The sequence below is a fragment of the Oceanobacillus halophilus genome (assembly GCF_003628505.1).
Lineage (GTDB): Bacteria > Bacillota > Bacilli > Bacillales > Amphibacillaceae > Oceanobacillus > Oceanobacillus halophilus.
The window spans coordinates 1-14,086 of sequence record NZ_RBZP01000017.1; the positions used below are offsets into that span (position 1 = coordinate 1).

13 protein-coding genes, 2 tRNA genes and 2 rRNA genes are annotated in these 14,086 nt (G+C 37.4%); 13 read left to right on the forward strand and 4 right to left on the reverse strand.

Features of this window, described 5'->3' with window-relative positions; genetic code table 11:
- From D8M06_RS15440 to rrf, 4 genes are all read left to right on the forward strand, one after another.
- Nucleotides 1-99: ribosomal RNA gene (locus tag D8M06_RS15440) — 23S ribosomal RNA — on the forward strand; the annotation flags it as partial.
- Nucleotides 100-170: 71 nt separating this feature from the next.
- Nucleotides 171-242: transfer RNA gene (locus tag D8M06_RS15445), tRNA-Glu, on the forward strand.
- 48 nt (nt 243-290) lie between these two features.
- Nucleotides 291-367, forward strand: a tRNA-Asp gene (locus tag D8M06_RS15450).
- 15 nt (nt 368-382) lie between these two features.
- Nucleotides 383-497: ribosomal RNA gene (rrf, locus tag D8M06_RS15455) — 5S ribosomal RNA — on the forward strand.
- Between the two features lie 216 nt (nt 498-713).
- On the opposite strand, the gene ald is transcribed toward rrf, so the two are convergent.
- Both ald and D8M06_RS15465 read right to left on the reverse strand, forming a co-directional pair.
- Nucleotides 714-1,814 (reverse strand): alanine dehydrogenase, encoded by a 1,101-nt coding sequence (ald, locus tag D8M06_RS15460; protein WP_121205501.1) that lies wholly within the window; start codon nt 1,812-1,814, stop codon nt 714-716.
- A gap of 59 nt (nt 1,815-1,873) precedes the next feature.
- Nucleotides 1,874-3,211, reverse strand: coding sequence for an aspartate aminotransferase family protein (locus tag D8M06_RS15465; RefSeq protein WP_121205502.1), 1,338 nt, complete (start codon nt 3,209-3,211; stop codon nt 1,874-1,876).
- Between the two features lie 507 nt (nt 3,212-3,718).
- Here D8M06_RS15465 and D8M06_RS15470 point away from each other — a divergent pair.
- Both D8M06_RS15470 and D8M06_RS15475 read left to right on the forward strand, forming a co-directional pair.
- Entirely contained in the window at nt 3,719-4,906 is a 1,188-nt protein-coding gene (locus D8M06_RS15470; protein ID WP_194074641.1) for a M24 family metallopeptidase, read from the forward strand.
- Nucleotides 4,907-5,091: 185 nt separating this feature from the next.
- On the forward strand, nt 5,092-5,274 hold the full coding sequence (locus tag D8M06_RS15475) for a hypothetical protein (RefSeq protein ID WP_121205503.1): 183 nt from the start codon (nt 5,092-5,094) through the stop codon (nt 5,272-5,274).
- Nucleotides 5,275-5,410: 136 nt separating this feature from the next.
- Here the strand turns inward: D8M06_RS15475 and D8M06_RS15480 are convergent, their stop codons facing one another.
- Nucleotides 5,411-6,388 carry a 2-hydroxyacid dehydrogenase gene (locus tag D8M06_RS15480; protein WP_121205504.1) on the reverse strand — a complete coding sequence of 326 codons (978 nt, stop codon included), beginning with the start codon at nt 6,386-6,388 and terminating at the stop codon, nt 5,411-5,413.
- 198 nt (nt 6,389-6,586) lie between these two features.
- Between D8M06_RS15480 and D8M06_RS15485 the strand changes: the two genes are divergently transcribed.
- The 7 genes from D8M06_RS15485 to D8M06_RS15515 all read left to right on the forward strand — a co-directional run bounded on the left by D8M06_RS15485 (nt 6,587) and on the right by D8M06_RS15515 (nt 13,536).
- Entirely contained in the window at nt 6,587-7,249 is a 663-nt protein-coding gene (locus D8M06_RS15485) for a GntR family transcriptional regulator (protein ID WP_121205506.1), read from the forward strand.
- 65 nt (nt 7,250-7,314) lie between these two features.
- Nucleotides 7,315-8,742, forward strand: coding sequence for an NAD-dependent succinate-semialdehyde dehydrogenase (locus D8M06_RS15490; protein WP_121205508.1), 1,428 nt, complete (start codon nt 7,315-7,317; stop codon nt 8,740-8,742).
- Between the two features lie 27 nt (nt 8,743-8,769).
- Nucleotides 8,770-9,159 (forward strand): RidA family protein, encoded by a 390-nt coding sequence (locus D8M06_RS15495; RefSeq protein ID WP_121205509.1) that lies wholly within the window; start codon nt 8,770-8,772, stop codon nt 9,157-9,159.
- 18 nt (nt 9,160-9,177) lie between these two features.
- The gene (locus tag D8M06_RS15500) at nt 9,178-10,374 is read left to right on the forward strand and encodes a M20 metallopeptidase family protein (protein WP_121205510.1); all 1,197 of its coding nucleotides are present in this window, start codon (nt 9,178-9,180) and stop codon (nt 10,372-10,374) included.
- Nucleotides 10,375-10,424: 50 nt separating this feature from the next.
- The gene (gene dat / locus D8M06_RS15505; protein WP_121205511.1) at nt 10,425-11,276 is read left to right on the forward strand and encodes a D-amino-acid transaminase; all 852 of its coding nucleotides are present in this window, start codon (nt 10,425-10,427) and stop codon (nt 11,274-11,276) included.
- A gap of 27 nt (nt 11,277-11,303) precedes the next feature.
- Entirely contained in the window at nt 11,304-12,440 is a 1,137-nt protein-coding gene (gene alr, locus D8M06_RS15510; protein ID WP_121205512.1) for an alanine racemase, read from the forward strand.
- A 19-nt stretch (nt 12,441-12,459) separates the two neighbouring features.
- Nucleotides 12,460-13,536: a tartrate dehydrogenase gene (locus tag D8M06_RS15515; protein WP_121205513.1), complete on the forward strand. Its 1,077-nt coding sequence runs from the start codon at nt 12,460-12,462 to the stop codon at nt 13,534-13,536.
- Nucleotides 13,537-13,650: 114 nt separating this feature from the next.
- On the opposite strand, the gene D8M06_RS15520 is transcribed toward D8M06_RS15515, so the two are convergent.
- The gene (locus D8M06_RS15520) at nt 13,651-14,064 is read right to left on the reverse strand and encodes a CHRD domain-containing protein (protein ID WP_121205514.1); all 414 of its coding nucleotides are present in this window, start codon (nt 14,062-14,064) and stop codon (nt 13,651-13,653) included.
- Between the last annotated feature and the right edge of the window lie 22 nt (nt 14,065-14,086).

Consider the following 14,086-nt stretch of genomic DNA (forward strand, 5'->3'; position numbering starts at 1 on the left):
GAGTAAGATCCCTCAGAGACGATGAGGTTGATAGGTTCGAGGTGGAAGCGTGGTGACACGTGGAGCTGACGAATACTAATCGATCGAGGACTTAACTAAATTCTTCAAGATGTCTTAGATTTACTCTTATTTAGTTTTTAAGGTACAAGCAATAAAAATAAAATCATACCGGCCTGTTGGTCAAGCGGTTAAGACACCGCCCTTTCACGGCGGTAACACGGGTTCGAATCCCGTACGGGTCATCAAAATATTAGTTTCTATAAATCAATTATGCTAAATAATATATTTTAGGTCCGGTAGTTCAGTTGGTTAGAATGCCTGCCTGTCACGCAGGAGGTCGCGGGTTCGAGTCCCGTCCGGACCGCCATAGTAATAATTATTGTCTGGTAGTGATTGCGGAGAGGATACACCTGTTCCCATGCCGAACACAGAAGTTAAGCTCTCCAGCGCCGATGGTAGTTGGGAATTTTCCCTGCGAGAGTAGGGCACCGCCAGGCAATTAAAAAAGCAAGCTACGTTTAAAAACGTAGCTTGCTTTTTTATTGTAATGGTCGCGTCCAGCTCCATTTTCCAGCAACTAGTAGACTTCCCAAACCTCTGTACGATGAGACAACACTGATAAAAGAACCTAGGAAGACCGACTAAAACAGGCTATACATCAACAGTAGGAATAAACATGGAGGTCCTGGTTAGCTCCTTAAATCCTAAGAGATTCAGTTTTTGGCAAGTGCAAAACCTAACTCATCTGCTACAGCTTTATTAAGAACTTTCCCTTTTGCAACGTTCACGCCTGCTTTTAGTGAACGTTGATTTTGTAATGCTTTATTCAGTCCATTATTGGCTATTTGTAGTGCATATGGAATAGTAGAATTGGTTAAGGCTATTGTTGCGGTTCTTGGGACAGAGCCAGGAATATTTGCAACAGCATAGTGTACAATATCGTGTATTACGTGTGTTGGCTGATCATGAGTTGTAGGCTTATTAATTGTTTCAAAGTTTCCTCCTTGGTCAATTGCTACATCGACAATAACAGAACCGGAACTCATACTCTTGACCATATCTTCTGTGACAAGTTTTGGCGCTTTCCTCCCAGGGATTAATACAGATCCAATTACTAAGTCTGACTCAACTACAGCTTGCTCGATATTATACGGGTTAGACATTAAGGTATTAATTTCACTCCCAAACAAATCATCTAATTCACGCAAACGATTAGGATTAAGATCAATTATCGTGACATCTGCACCTAATCCAATAGCAATCTTTGCAGCATTAGTTCCAACTACACCACCACCTATGATGGTTACTTTTCCACGTGGTACTCCAGGTACTCCAGAAAGCAGAATTCCTTTTCCACCTTTTGTTTTTTCAAGGTATTGTGCACCTAATTGGGCTGCCATCCGTCCAGCAATTTCACTCATTGGTGTTAGAAGTGGTAGTTTCCCTTTTTCTTCGACCGTTTCATAGGCTAAAGCAGTGATACCAGAATCGATTAATTCTTTAGAAAGATCAGGTTCAGCCGCCAAATGCAGATAAGCAAATAAAATTAGATCCTCTCTAAAATACTTGTATTCTTCTTTCAATGGTTCTTTTACTTTTAATATCATATTGGAGTGATTCCAAACTTTGCTTGGTTCTGCCTCAATAATTGCACCAGCACGAATAAACTCTTTATCTGTATATCCACTACCCAGTCCAGCATTTTTTTCGATTATAACCTGATGGCCATTTTTCACAAACTGTGTGGTACCAGCAGGTGTGATAGCCACACGATTCTCATTATTTTTAATCTCCTTTGGTACACCAATAATCATTCAGAAATTCTCCTTTTCTACTAATACTTTCGACAAAATTCGGGAAGTGACAGGCACCTTTAGATAGATTCTTTTAGTGTGGTTACTAGGAAATGGAGTTCTTCTTTGGTGATTGATAGGGGTGGTGACATGGTTATTATGTTGTTGTATCCTGCGACTGTATCGCTTGTTTTTCCGATTATGACACCTTTCTCTTTACAACGTGCTACTACTTTTGCGGCGCGGGATTCTTCAATTGGTTCTTTTGTCCTTTTGTCTTTTACTAATTCGATACCTGCAAGCAGTCCTTTTCCACCGCGGATGTCTCCTACATTAGGGTGGTCTTTCAATTCCTGAAGTTCTTCATAAAGCCATGTGCCAAGTTCTTCTGAATTTTTCACTAAATCTTCTTTTTCCATTATTTCTAGATTCTTAATAGCAACAGCACAAGCAGCAGGGCTTCCACCAAAAGTATTCACATGCCGGAAATGGTTGTAATCGTCATTCGAAGTAAACGCTTCATATATTTCTCGTTTTACTGCTGTTGCTGCAAGTGGCATGTAGGCACTCGTTAATCCTTTTGCCATCGTAATAATGTCTGGTTTTACATCATAGTGCATGAATCCAAATGGTTTTCCGGTTCGCCCAAAACCGTTGATTACTTCATCAGAGATTAGCAACACACCGTGTTTATCACAAATTTCCCGAACGCGTTTCATGTAATTATCATGTGGGACTAAGATGCCTCCACCAGTTATTATGGGTTCCATGATTACACCTGCAACAGTGTCACTAATTTCCCAAGTAATTGTTCTATCGATTTCATCTGCAGCCTGGATGCAGCATTCGCCATTCTCATTTGAAAAAGGGCTTCTATAACAATCTGGCGGGCTTACATGGACGAATCCAGGTGAAAGGGGTTCATATCTAAAAGCGCGCTGATTTTGTCCGCCTGCTGCAAGAGTTGCAAAGGAGCTACCGTGATAAGACCGGTATCGTGATAGAAATTTATATTTATTAGGCTGGTTGGTTTGTTGGTAGTATTGACGTGCTATTTTAAAGGCAGTTTCATTTGCTTCTGATCCGCTATTGGAATAAAAGATAACATATTCATCATCAAGCCATTCATTTAGTTTCTCACTTAAATGAATTCCAGGTAGATGACTTTGTGTAAGTGGGTAGTACGGCATTTCTTTCAGTTGTTTAGCTGCAGCGTCAGCTAATTCCTCTCTTCCATATCCAACATTTACACACCATAATCCTGCCTGACCATCCAAGTATTTATTGCCATCAATATCAGTAATCCATACACCATCGGCACTCGTACTTATCATTGTACCTTCTGGATTATACTTTTTCATTGCATGCCATAAGTATTTCTCATCTTTTTCCAGTAGAGACTGTTTTTCTTTTTTCAATGAAAAAACTCCCTTCTATTTGATTGCCTGAGGACATTATTAACGTGTCTGGTTAGATGAAAATAGGATGATTGGTTTATTGGGGATTTACATTATCATATGAAGTCGAATGTCGTTTGTCGACAACATTAATTAACTATAATAAAACATAATTTTGTAAATAAGTCAACGATTAAAAATAAACAATATATTTAAAAAAATAAAAAATTATATTTAATATATATATTGACATTGACAAAAACATGATTTACGCTTTATTTAAAATTGACGACAATCGACTAAATTAGTAGGAAATATGTTAAAGAGAATACAACAGTTCCTTCTGTCTATATCACTTAACAATTTTATACTGTATTTACATCTGCTTGATAAAAAATCTTTCCTTTAATCGAATAAATTTGGGTTGTCAAAGGGAATCTAAAAGAGCAATGCTTGCATACACTAGTGTAAGAAGTAATTCCTTATTTAGCTTTAATTCCTATTATTTTAGAAAACGGAGGGGTTTGTATGGTGTTTTTTCCAATTTCTGAGTATCAAGAAAGATTAACAAAGACAAAACACCGTATGGCGGCTAGTGGAATTGACGTATTATTAGTAACAGACCCTGCAAACATGAACTATCTTAGCGGCTATGATGCGTGGTCATTTTATGTGCATCAGTTGCTGGTTATTTTTATAGAAGAAGATCAGCCATATTGGATTGGGAGAGGGCAGGATGCAAGTGCAGCAATTCATACTTCCTGGTTAGATAAGGAACATATCTATCCTTATGCTGACGATTATGTGCAATCTACTGAGAAACATCCTATGGAATTTGTTAGCGATTTCATTAAGTCGAAAAATCGAGATAAACATAGAATTGCAGCAGAGTTTGATGCTTATTATTTTACCGCAATGAACTTTTTAAAATTACAAGAAGGTTTACCTAATGCAAAATTTAAAGATGGTACTAACCTAGTTAACTGGGTACGAATTATTAAATCTGAAAATGAAATTGAATGTATTAAAATTGCCTCTCAAATATCAGAGATAGCAATGCAAGCTGCTTTTGATACAATTGAACCTGGTGTGAAGCAATCGGATGCTGTTGCTGCTATCTCTCACGCACAAATACGTGGTACTGATGATTACGGAGGAGACTACCCAGCAATAGTACCATTATTACCAACTGGTGAGAAAACCTCTGCATGTCATTTAACATGGACAGATGAGACTTTTAAACCGGGAGATCCAGTAATTATTGAGATTGGTGGTTGTTATAAACGTTACCATTCACCTTTAGCAAGAACCATTATTCTGGGAATGCCTGATGAAAGATCACAATATATTGCTGATGTTGTAGTAGAGGGTATTAATACAACACTTGATGTTATACAGCCTGGTATGACGTGTGGGGAAGTTGAATTGGTATGGAAAAAGGTAATTGAAAAACATGGTATTTTAAAAGATTCGCGACTAGGTTATTCTATGGGGCTAAATTATCCACCAGATTGGGGAGAGCACACTGCTAGTTTGCGAGCAGGTGATAAAACAGTTCTAGAACCAAATATGACATTTCATATGATTCCGGGAATATGGCTGGATAATATGGGAATTGAAATTAGCGAATCTTTTCGTGTTACGGAAACTGGTTGTGAAGTATTAGCTGATTTCCCACGTGAACTACTTGTTAAACCAAATATTCGCTTGGCTTAGAATGTAGGAGGTTTTTTAGTCATCGTTACTCTAATAAATTCATATTTACCATCATAAAAAGGACCATCCCTCTAAATTGAAGGAGATTGGTCCTTTTAATGACTTGTATCTTACTAGTATTCTAAGTTTTGATTAAAGAATTGAAAAACTATATTATTAGAATCAATACGTTGGGGGCAAAGGATGTGGAATATTTGTTTTATGTTACTGTCATAATTATTGTAGGTTTTTCCTTGCTTTATTATGGATATGATAAGAAAAAAAGCTATGAACTTAAACTGAAAGAAATCGAATTAGAAAAGAGAAAACTTGATTTGGAATTGATTAATATTGAAAATGGAATAAATCAACCTAAAGAGAATGAATAGTATATTGCCATAGCTGTAATACAGCACCAACTAACTGTGCGAGTTACTTCACAAACTATATAGAATATGAAGTAAAGTCATCATACTAGAGTTTGATAAGAAATGGCCTGGAACACTTGCTCCAGGCCATTGTGATTTATATTTTCTTTGCTCTAACTTCGGGATTAATTAAATTTGGCGGTTTACGTCCACTTAATCCTGCTTCTAAATTTTCAGCAGCTAATTGAGACATTTTCAATTCCGTTTCATAGGATGATGATCCAATATGAGGCAATGTAACCGTATTTTTCAGTTTAAGAAGTTCATTATTGGAGTCAACTGGTTCTTGCTCAAATACATCGACTCCTGCTGCTAAAATATCGCCATTCTTTAAAGCGTCAATTAAGTCCTGTTCAACAATTGTTCCACCACGGGATGCATTGATGAAGATACCTGATTTTTTCATTAATTGAAATTCTCTTTTTCCAATCATACCTTCTGTTTCTTTTGTTAGTGGTGTAATCAGACAAACAAAATCTGATTCTTGTAGCAAGCTATCTAAATCCATATAGGTTGCTTGATATTCTTTCTCTACATTCGGTTTACGTGACCGGCTATGGTATATGATTTCCATATCAAATCCATGGTGAGCACGTTTGGCTATGGCATTTCCAATTCGTCCCATACCGATAATACCTAGTTTTTTATGATGAACATCCGTACCGTAGTGTTCTTCCGTAAGAGATTCTGTCCAGTGTCCATTTTTTACAAATTGATCAAGCTCAGGAATTCTTCTTGCAGTAGAAAGAATTAGTCCAAATGCCATGTCAGCAACTGTATCAGTCAAAATGCCTGGTGTGTTAGTTGCCATAATGTTACGTTTGGTTAATTCTGGAATATCTAAGTTATTGTAACCAACAGAAACGTTGCTCACAACTTTTAGCTTTGGAGCCTTTTCCAGTAATTCTTTATTGACATCTAGTGCCAATCCGATTATACCATCAGCCTCAGAGAGGAATTCAATAAATTCCTTATCTTGTTTCGTGTCAATATTTTTAAAAAAACGTACGTCATGTTTTTCCTTTAATGCGTCTAAAACAGGTTTTTCTACCCGTTCATAAGCAAGTATCTTCATCTACGTTTCTACCCCCAGTCATCGGATTACATAAATTCAAAATAACGGGAATAATGCTGGAAGTCAAGTTGAAAATCTAATTTTTATATAATTCTAATATTTATTGACAATTAAACGCCTATCTTTTAGAATGGAATTAAAATTGTCGACAATCGACATAGGTGTTTAGGCTGAAAATAAGTGAAGGAGTTTAACATGATGAATGAAGACAGCATTATAGCTAAAAGACCATTAGGCGAATTAATCGCTGAACATCTAAAACAAGATATTTATAATCAAAAAGTAAAATTTGGAGAGAGGTTGATAGAGGCAGATTTAGCAGAAAATTTTGATGTAAGTAGAAGTACAATACGGGAAGCATTGAAAATATTAGAGCAGGAAGAATTGGTTACTAGTAAGGCGCGCAAAGGAACATTTGTGTCTGAGTTTACAGAAAGAGATTTAGATGAAATGAACGAATTGCGATTAATGATAGAAGCGAAAGCATTTGTGAAGGCATTGAAAAATTTGGAAGAACCCCATTATCAAGATTTGCAGAGTATTATTGATGAAATGAAGGAAGAAGCGGAAAATGGAAATTGGAATGCATTATTTGATTTAGATATGCAGTTTCATCAGTATGTCGTCAATATGTGTGGAAATTCAAGAATCATAAAAATATATGAATCTATAAGTGTTCAGATTCGTGTGTACTTAGCACATCTTGATCAATATTATTCAAGCCCTGTTTCATTTTATCGGGAACATAAAGAATTAATGGAAGCGTTACTTCATAAAGATACAGTATCGGTAGAAAGAAAGATAAAAAATCATATATCTTTTGTAGAAGAAAAATTGGTTCGAAAAACAGATTCCGAATAAAGTTTTAGTTTTTAATACTTATGGTATAAAGAATACTAGAAAAAACTTAGATAGGAGTGCTAACAATGAAGGATTATAATATGTACATTAACGGCAAATGGATTGGAGAGGGCTTAGCAACAATGGATGTAACCAATCCAGCTACTGGTGAGATGGTTGGTAAGGTTCCATATGGCGCTGAGTCAGAAACAAATAAAGCTATTGATGCAGCGCATACTGCCTTTCAAACGTGGTCAAGTATAACAGCATATGAGCGTGCAGGTTATTTGCAAAGACTATATGAACTTATGATGGAACATCAAGAAGAGTTAGCAGAAATCATGACACTAGAAATGGGAAAACCAATTAAAGAATCACGAGGAGAAGTTCAATATGCTGCAACGTTTATTGAATGGTTTGCAGAAGAAGGAAAAAGAGTTTACGGGGAGACTATACCAACACATGTGGGAAGTAAGCGGTTGCAAGTATGGAAAAAGCCAGTTGGAGTAGTTGCGGCAATTACACCATGGAATTTTCCCGCTGCCATGTTAACCCGAAAGATGGGGCCTGCTCTTGCAGCTGGATGTACAGTTGTTATTAAACCTTCTAGCGAAAGTCCATTAACGGCTATTAAACTTATGGAGTTATGTGAGAAAGCTGGTTTTCCAGAAGGTGTAGTGAATCTAGTTACTGGTTCTTCATCAAAAATCGCAAAAGCTATCATGGAAAATGAAAAAGTGAGGAAAATCACTTTTACAGGGTCTACAGAAGTAGGAAAAATACTCATACGTCAAAGCGCAGATCAGGTGAAAAAATTGTCACTTGAACTTGGCGGGCATGCGCCAATGATTGTTTTAGATGATGCTAATGTGGATGTTGCAGTAAAAGGGGCGGTTGCTTCGAAATTTCGAAATACCGGTCAAACTTGTATTTGTGCCAATCGTATTTATGTTCAGTCCGGGATTTATGATGAATTTGTAGAGAAATTTGCAGCAGCAGTAAAGGAACTGAAAGTTGGAAACGGCATGGATGAATCTGTTGATGTAGGGCCTTTAATTAATAAGGATGGTTTTGAAAAAGTGACGCAGCACGTCGAGGATGCGGTGAATAAAGGAGCGGAAGTTGTAACAGGTGGAACAGCTCTCACTGATTACGATGGTGTATTCTATTCACCAACCGTCATGAAAGATGTGGATGAGTCTATGATTGTGATGCAAGAAGAAACATTTGGACCAGTCGCTCCTGTGCAGAAAGTTGCAACAGAAGATGAGGCTATAAAATTTGCAAATAGTACTCCATACGGATTGGCCGCGTATGTATTTACAGAAAATGTAGCGAGAGGAATGCGTGTCATTGAACAGCTTGATTTTGGAATTGTAGGTTGGAATGATGGTGCCCCTTCAGCAGCTCAAGTACCATTTGGAGGTATGAAAGAAAGTGGTGTAGGGAGAGAAGGCGGACACGAAGGAATTGATGCTTTCGTAGAATCCCAATATGTAGCAATTGGAATATAATTTCCACTGAACGAGAGGAGTTTGTCCGTGAAAAAGGAAATTTTAACACAAAATGCCCCACAGCCAACTGGTCCTTATTCACAAGGATTGGAAGCAGATGGATTCATATTTGTTTCTGGTCAAGATGGAGTTCATCCTAATGGAGAGCTTGCTGGAGATTCCATCACAGAACAAACGATAGCTTGTTTAAAGAACATTGAACAGATCTTAAAGAAAGCAGGAGCTGGACTGAATGATATTGTGCATATGACTTGCCACCTTGCAGATTTATCAAAGGACAATGTTTATGCATTTAACCAAGTATATGCTGCATACTTTGAGAATGTGGACAGTAAACCAGCGAGAATAACAGTTGGTAGTGTTCTAATGGAAACCAGCGTGGAGATTACTGCAATAGCCTACAGAAAAAAAGAATAAATAAAGGAGGAGAGTGTATTGACGTTTGCTGCAAAAGCGCAGGAAATAAAAAAAGAGCTTGTAAACTGGCGCCGACATCTTCACCAGTATCCTGAATTAAGCTTTGAGGAAATAAAAACCTCTACATTTGTTGCTAAGGAACTGGATAAAATTCCTGGTATAAAAGTGGAACGGGGAGTAGGATATCCTACTGCAGTAGTTGGTACACTTTCCTCTGGCTCTGGACCTACGATTGCGGTTCGTGCAGATATAGATGCCTTACCTATATTGGAACAGAATAACGTAAGCTACCGTTCCAAAAATAAAGGGGTGATGCACGCATGTGGTCATGATGCACATACCGCCATCGCACTTGGAACTGCGCATTTACTCAGTAAATCTTTCCAGAAGGAAGAAATAAAAGGAAAGGTAAAGTTTCTGTTTCAACCTGCAGAAGAACATGTAGACGAAACGGGAAGAAGTGGTGCGCCATATATGATCCAAGCAGGGGGTTTGGAGAATGTAGATGCTGCGATAGCACTTCACATGAGTCCGGAAAATCGATTTGGTGAAGTACAAATAAATGATGGGTACAGTATGGCAAATGTGGATGTGTTTAGAGGTGATATTTTAGCTACTGGCGGACATGGGGCATACCCACATTTAGGGACAGATCCATTTTGGATGCTGAATCAAGTGTTGCAGATGTTGTATGGAATTTCAGGAAGGAGGATAACTCCGTTAGAATCTGCAGTAATAAGTATTGGAAGCATTCATGGTGGTTCAACAAGCAATGTTATTCCTGATCGAGTGAAAGTTCAAGGAACGATTAGAAGTTATACACCTGAAACAAGAGATATATTGCGTCAAGAAATAAAGAAAGCATTTGGAATAGTTGAAACAATGGATGGAAGATATGAACTGGAATTCATTCAAGAAGATCCCTCACTAAATAATGATTCAAATATAAACAACATTTTCAAACATGTAATAGTAAATAACTATCCAGATTTTAAGATCATAGAAAAGCCATTTGGCCTTGGTGGAGAAGATTTTGCTCATATTGCAAAGGAAATACCGGCTTCTATGTTTTTTCTTGGTTGTGGAGTTAAAGATGAGAAAGTGAGGAATTTACATACGCCTCATTTTGATATTGACGAACGAGTATTACCGGTTGGTGCTACAATATTAGCAGAGACAGCGAAAACCTTCTTAACTGGGAGTGATAATAGCTAGGAGAAAACAGGAATTGGAACTCTAGTCATACAAAAGGAGGAAACTGTCTTATGACAAAGATATTATTTAACGATTCTATTATTGAAAGGAAGAAGTTAATTGATATAGAGGACAGAGGCTATCAATTTGGTGATGGAATCTATGAAGTAATTGGTGTGTATGATGGAGTATTTTTTATGTTAGATGAGCATTTGCAACGATTGGAGAGAAGTGCAAAAGAGTTACAAATATCCCTTCCTTATCCTATTAGTAAACTGAAAAAATACTTAATGGAACTCGTGCATGTGAATAACCTAAAAGAAGGAGTCGTATATTTGCAGGTTACTAGGGGAGAAGCAGAGAGATGGCATTACTTCCCGAGCAGTGATACAAAGCCGATACTTGTAGCCTATACAAAACTAGAAGAGACATTAAGAAAAGAAGAGGATCATGGGGCGACAGCAGTTTTGACAGAAGATATTAGGTGGCTTCGTTGTGATATAAAGACATTAAATTTACTGCCTAATGTTCTTGCTAAGCAAAAGGCAGTAGAAAACAATGCAGTAGAGGCTATATTTTACCGTGGGGATATTATCACAGAAGCCAGTGCATCCAATGTTTTTATCGTTAAGAACAAGGAAGTCTACACGCATCCTGCAAATAATTATATTTTAAATGGAATTACCAGAAGAAAAGTGCTATCCATTTGTAAAGAGTTAGGTATTAAAGTTAACGAACAAACGTTTAAGGTGAAAGATTTATTAGATGCAGATGAAGTTTTTATTACAGCAACAAAATTAGATATTGTTCCTATTGTAAAGGTTGATCAGCAAGTAATTGGGTTTGGTACTCCAGGAAAGACCACGCGTGAAATAGTTGAAGCATTTCGAGGGTCTATTCTCGAAATCGACCACATGTCATAAGGGAAACTTGACTTGGAGGGATTGTGTATGCCGCGTCATTCAAATTCTCTTGTTGAAAGCCACACAGTTGCAGAGATAGATTTATCTGCTTTTCGCTCAAATGTTTTAGCATTACGAGAGAGAGTAGATAAAAGCATTTTTCTAGCCGTAATCAAGACGAATGCTTATGGGCATGGAATAGTACCAATTGCAATGGAAGCGGTAAAAGCAGGGGCAAATCGTCTCGGTGTTACTACGGTTGAAGAAGGAGCTCTGCTAAGAGAAAGTGGTATACATGTACCCATCCATGTTCTTAGTACGATTACGACAGACCAAGCAGATGATTTGGTTTATTATCACTTAATTGCATCCATAAGTTCAGAGCGTACTGCAAAAGCAATTAGTACATCTGCGGTTAAACAAAATAGGGATGCGATTGTTCATTTAAAAATTAATACAGGTTTGCATCGCTTTGGAATTGAACCTGAACAGGCGATTGACTTTTGTCATTTGACTTATCATTTACCAAACCTTTATTGGGAAGGTATTTATACCCATTTTTCTAATGCGGACGAAGGAGATTGGGATACAACGGAAGATCAGTTTCATTTATTTTGTGAAACGGTAAAAACGTTAGAAGGCAAAGGATTCTATTTTTCATTAAAGCATGTTGGGGCTTCCACAATCGCCATCGAACGGAAGGATATGCACTTGGATATGGTTCGGCCTGGCATTGCTTTATTTGGATATCAGCCCGACATTCGGCAAAAAAAATTAATTTCTTTAAAACCAGTAATGAAGTTAAAGACGGAATTGGTTCACATTCGACTATTACCTGCTAATTCAAAGGTCGGGTATGGTGGAGATTATATTACCAATGATATCGAGAACATTGCTATTCTCCCAATTGGACATGGCGATGGTTACAAAAGGAGATTATCTAATAATGGTTATGTTTTAGTCCGTGGACAACGTGTGAAGATTGTAGGAACAATTGCACTTGACCAAACATTTATAAATGTTACTAATATCCCAGGAGTACAAGAAGGAGATGAGGTTATTCTTATTGGTAATCAAGGATCCGAACAGATTTCTGCCAGGGATGTGGCAAATTGGATAAATAGCAATGTGGATGAGGTTCTTGCCAGTCTAATGAACCGAATTAGAAGGATCTATATTTCATAATTAAAAGGTAGGCGAGACTATGACGAAACAATATAGAGTTGCACTTATACCAGGAGACGGTATTGGTCCTGAAGTTGTAGCAGAAGGTGTTAAAGTATTAAAGGAGATAGAAAAAGTGGATTCCACTGTATCATTTTCTTTTACTGAATTTCCATGGGGGTGCGAGTATTACTTAGAAAATGGAAAAATGATGGACGATAATGCGCTTGAACAGTTAAAAGATTATGACGCTATTTATTTAGGTGCAGTTGGTTACCCTGGGGTTCCAGATCATATTAGTTTACGAGATTTGTTGATTAAGATTCGGAAAGGGTTTGATCAATATGTAAACTTAAGACCGGTTACTTTGTTACATCCGGAATTGACCCCGCTCAAATCGAAGGCAGAGAAAGATATTGATATGCTAGTAATCAGAGAAAACAGTGAAGGAGAGTATGCTGGTGCTGGTGAATGGCTATTTAAAGATAAACCGGAGGAAGTAGTCCTGCAAACTGGAGTGTTTTCAAGGAAAGGTACCGAGCGAATTATTCGTCATGCTTATGAAGAAGCTAGAAAGACAAACCGTACTTTAACTAGTATAAGTAAAGGAAATGCTCTTAACTACTCGATGGTATTTTGGGATCAAATTTTTGAAGAAGTAGGTAAAGAATATCCAGATGTCCAGACTTATTCCTATTTAGTAGATGCTGCAAGTTTGTACTTCGTGTCACAACCTGAACGATTTGAAGTGGTGGTAACTTCTAATTTATTCGGTGATATTGTAACAGATATAGGTGCGGCAATTACTGGGGGATTAGGATTAGCAACTGGTGCGAATATTAATCCAGAAAAAAAGTATCCTTCTATGTTTGAACCTGTACATGGTTCTGCGCCAGACATTGCTGGAAAAGGGGTAGCTAACCCCATTGCAGCCATTTGGTCTGTCAGTCAAATGCTTGATTTCTTTGAGATGGAAGAGTGGGGGGAAGCGGTTCTTACCACTATAAAGAAAATTATAAAAGAGGGTACATATTTAACACCAGATTTAGGTGGAAATGCTTCTACAGAGGAACTTGGAAATCGCTTTGTTGAATTACTGTTGTTGGAAAACAGTTAATGGAGAGTGCTAGAATAACTGGCCAAAACGTTCAAGTATCTGTCTTACTTGAATGTTTTGGCTTTTAGTTACATCTTAGAAGTTGATTTGAATCTTCTTTTAATCTATGAGAGGTCAATTCTGACTGATTTTTCCTCGTACCTCTCCTTTTGGGTATCTTGATGTTTGGATATTAACAAATGCTTTGCCAACCTTCATCTCGCGAATTAGTTCAGATAGTGATTTTCCTGATAATGGACCAACTAAATCTCTTTCTCTAATTACTCCTTCAATAACTTTCTTTCCAGAAATTGTCTGTGAATATTCTGGTTCAAATATTATAGCAACAATAGGACCAACGATATTTCTATTTCCTAGGTGAATATTTGCTTGTGTAATTGGACCAATATCATTCACGTCTAAGCGGAAACGAATCATATTCTTTCTAGTATCAAAATGAAATAACGCTAGACCATCAGCGTTGGTATGAACTGGTGGAACTTCTTTTGATCCAGTTAGTTGAGTCATAAAGAAATGATCATTATACATAGGTAACCTCCTTTTACACCAT

Excerpts from the sequence above, each read along its gene's own strand:
- ald (WP_121205501.1), bottom strand. The coding sequence starts at position 1,814 with ATGATTATTGGTGTACCAAAGGAGATTAAAAATAATGAGAATCGTGTG.
- D8M06_RS15470 (WP_194074641.1), top strand. The coding sequence starts at position 3,719 with ATGGTGTTTTTTCCAATTTCTGAGTATCAAGAAAGATTAACAAAGACA.
- D8M06_RS15480 (WP_121205504.1), bottom strand. The coding sequence starts at position 6,388 with ATGAAGATACTTGCTTATGAACGGGTAGAAAAACCTGTTTTAGACGCA.
- D8M06_RS15485 (WP_121205506.1), top strand. The coding sequence starts at position 6,587 with ATGAATGAAGACAGCATTATAGCTAAAAGACCATTAGGCGAATTAATC.
- D8M06_RS15490 (WP_121205508.1), top strand. The coding sequence starts at position 7,315 with ATGAAGGATTATAATATGTACATTAACGGCAAATGGATTGGAGAGGGC.
- dat (WP_121205511.1), top strand. The coding sequence starts at position 10,425 with ATGACAAAGATATTATTTAACGATTCTATTATTGAAAGGAAGAAGTTA.
- alr (WP_121205512.1), top strand. The coding sequence starts at position 11,304 with ATGCCGCGTCATTCAAATTCTCTTGTTGAAAGCCACACAGTTGCAGAG.
- D8M06_RS15515 (WP_121205513.1), top strand. The coding sequence starts at position 12,460 with ATGACGAAACAATATAGAGTTGCACTTATACCAGGAGACGGTATTGGT.
- D8M06_RS15520 (WP_121205514.1), bottom strand. The coding sequence starts at position 14,064 with ATGTATAATGATCATTTCTTTATGACTCAACTAACTGGATCAAAAGAA.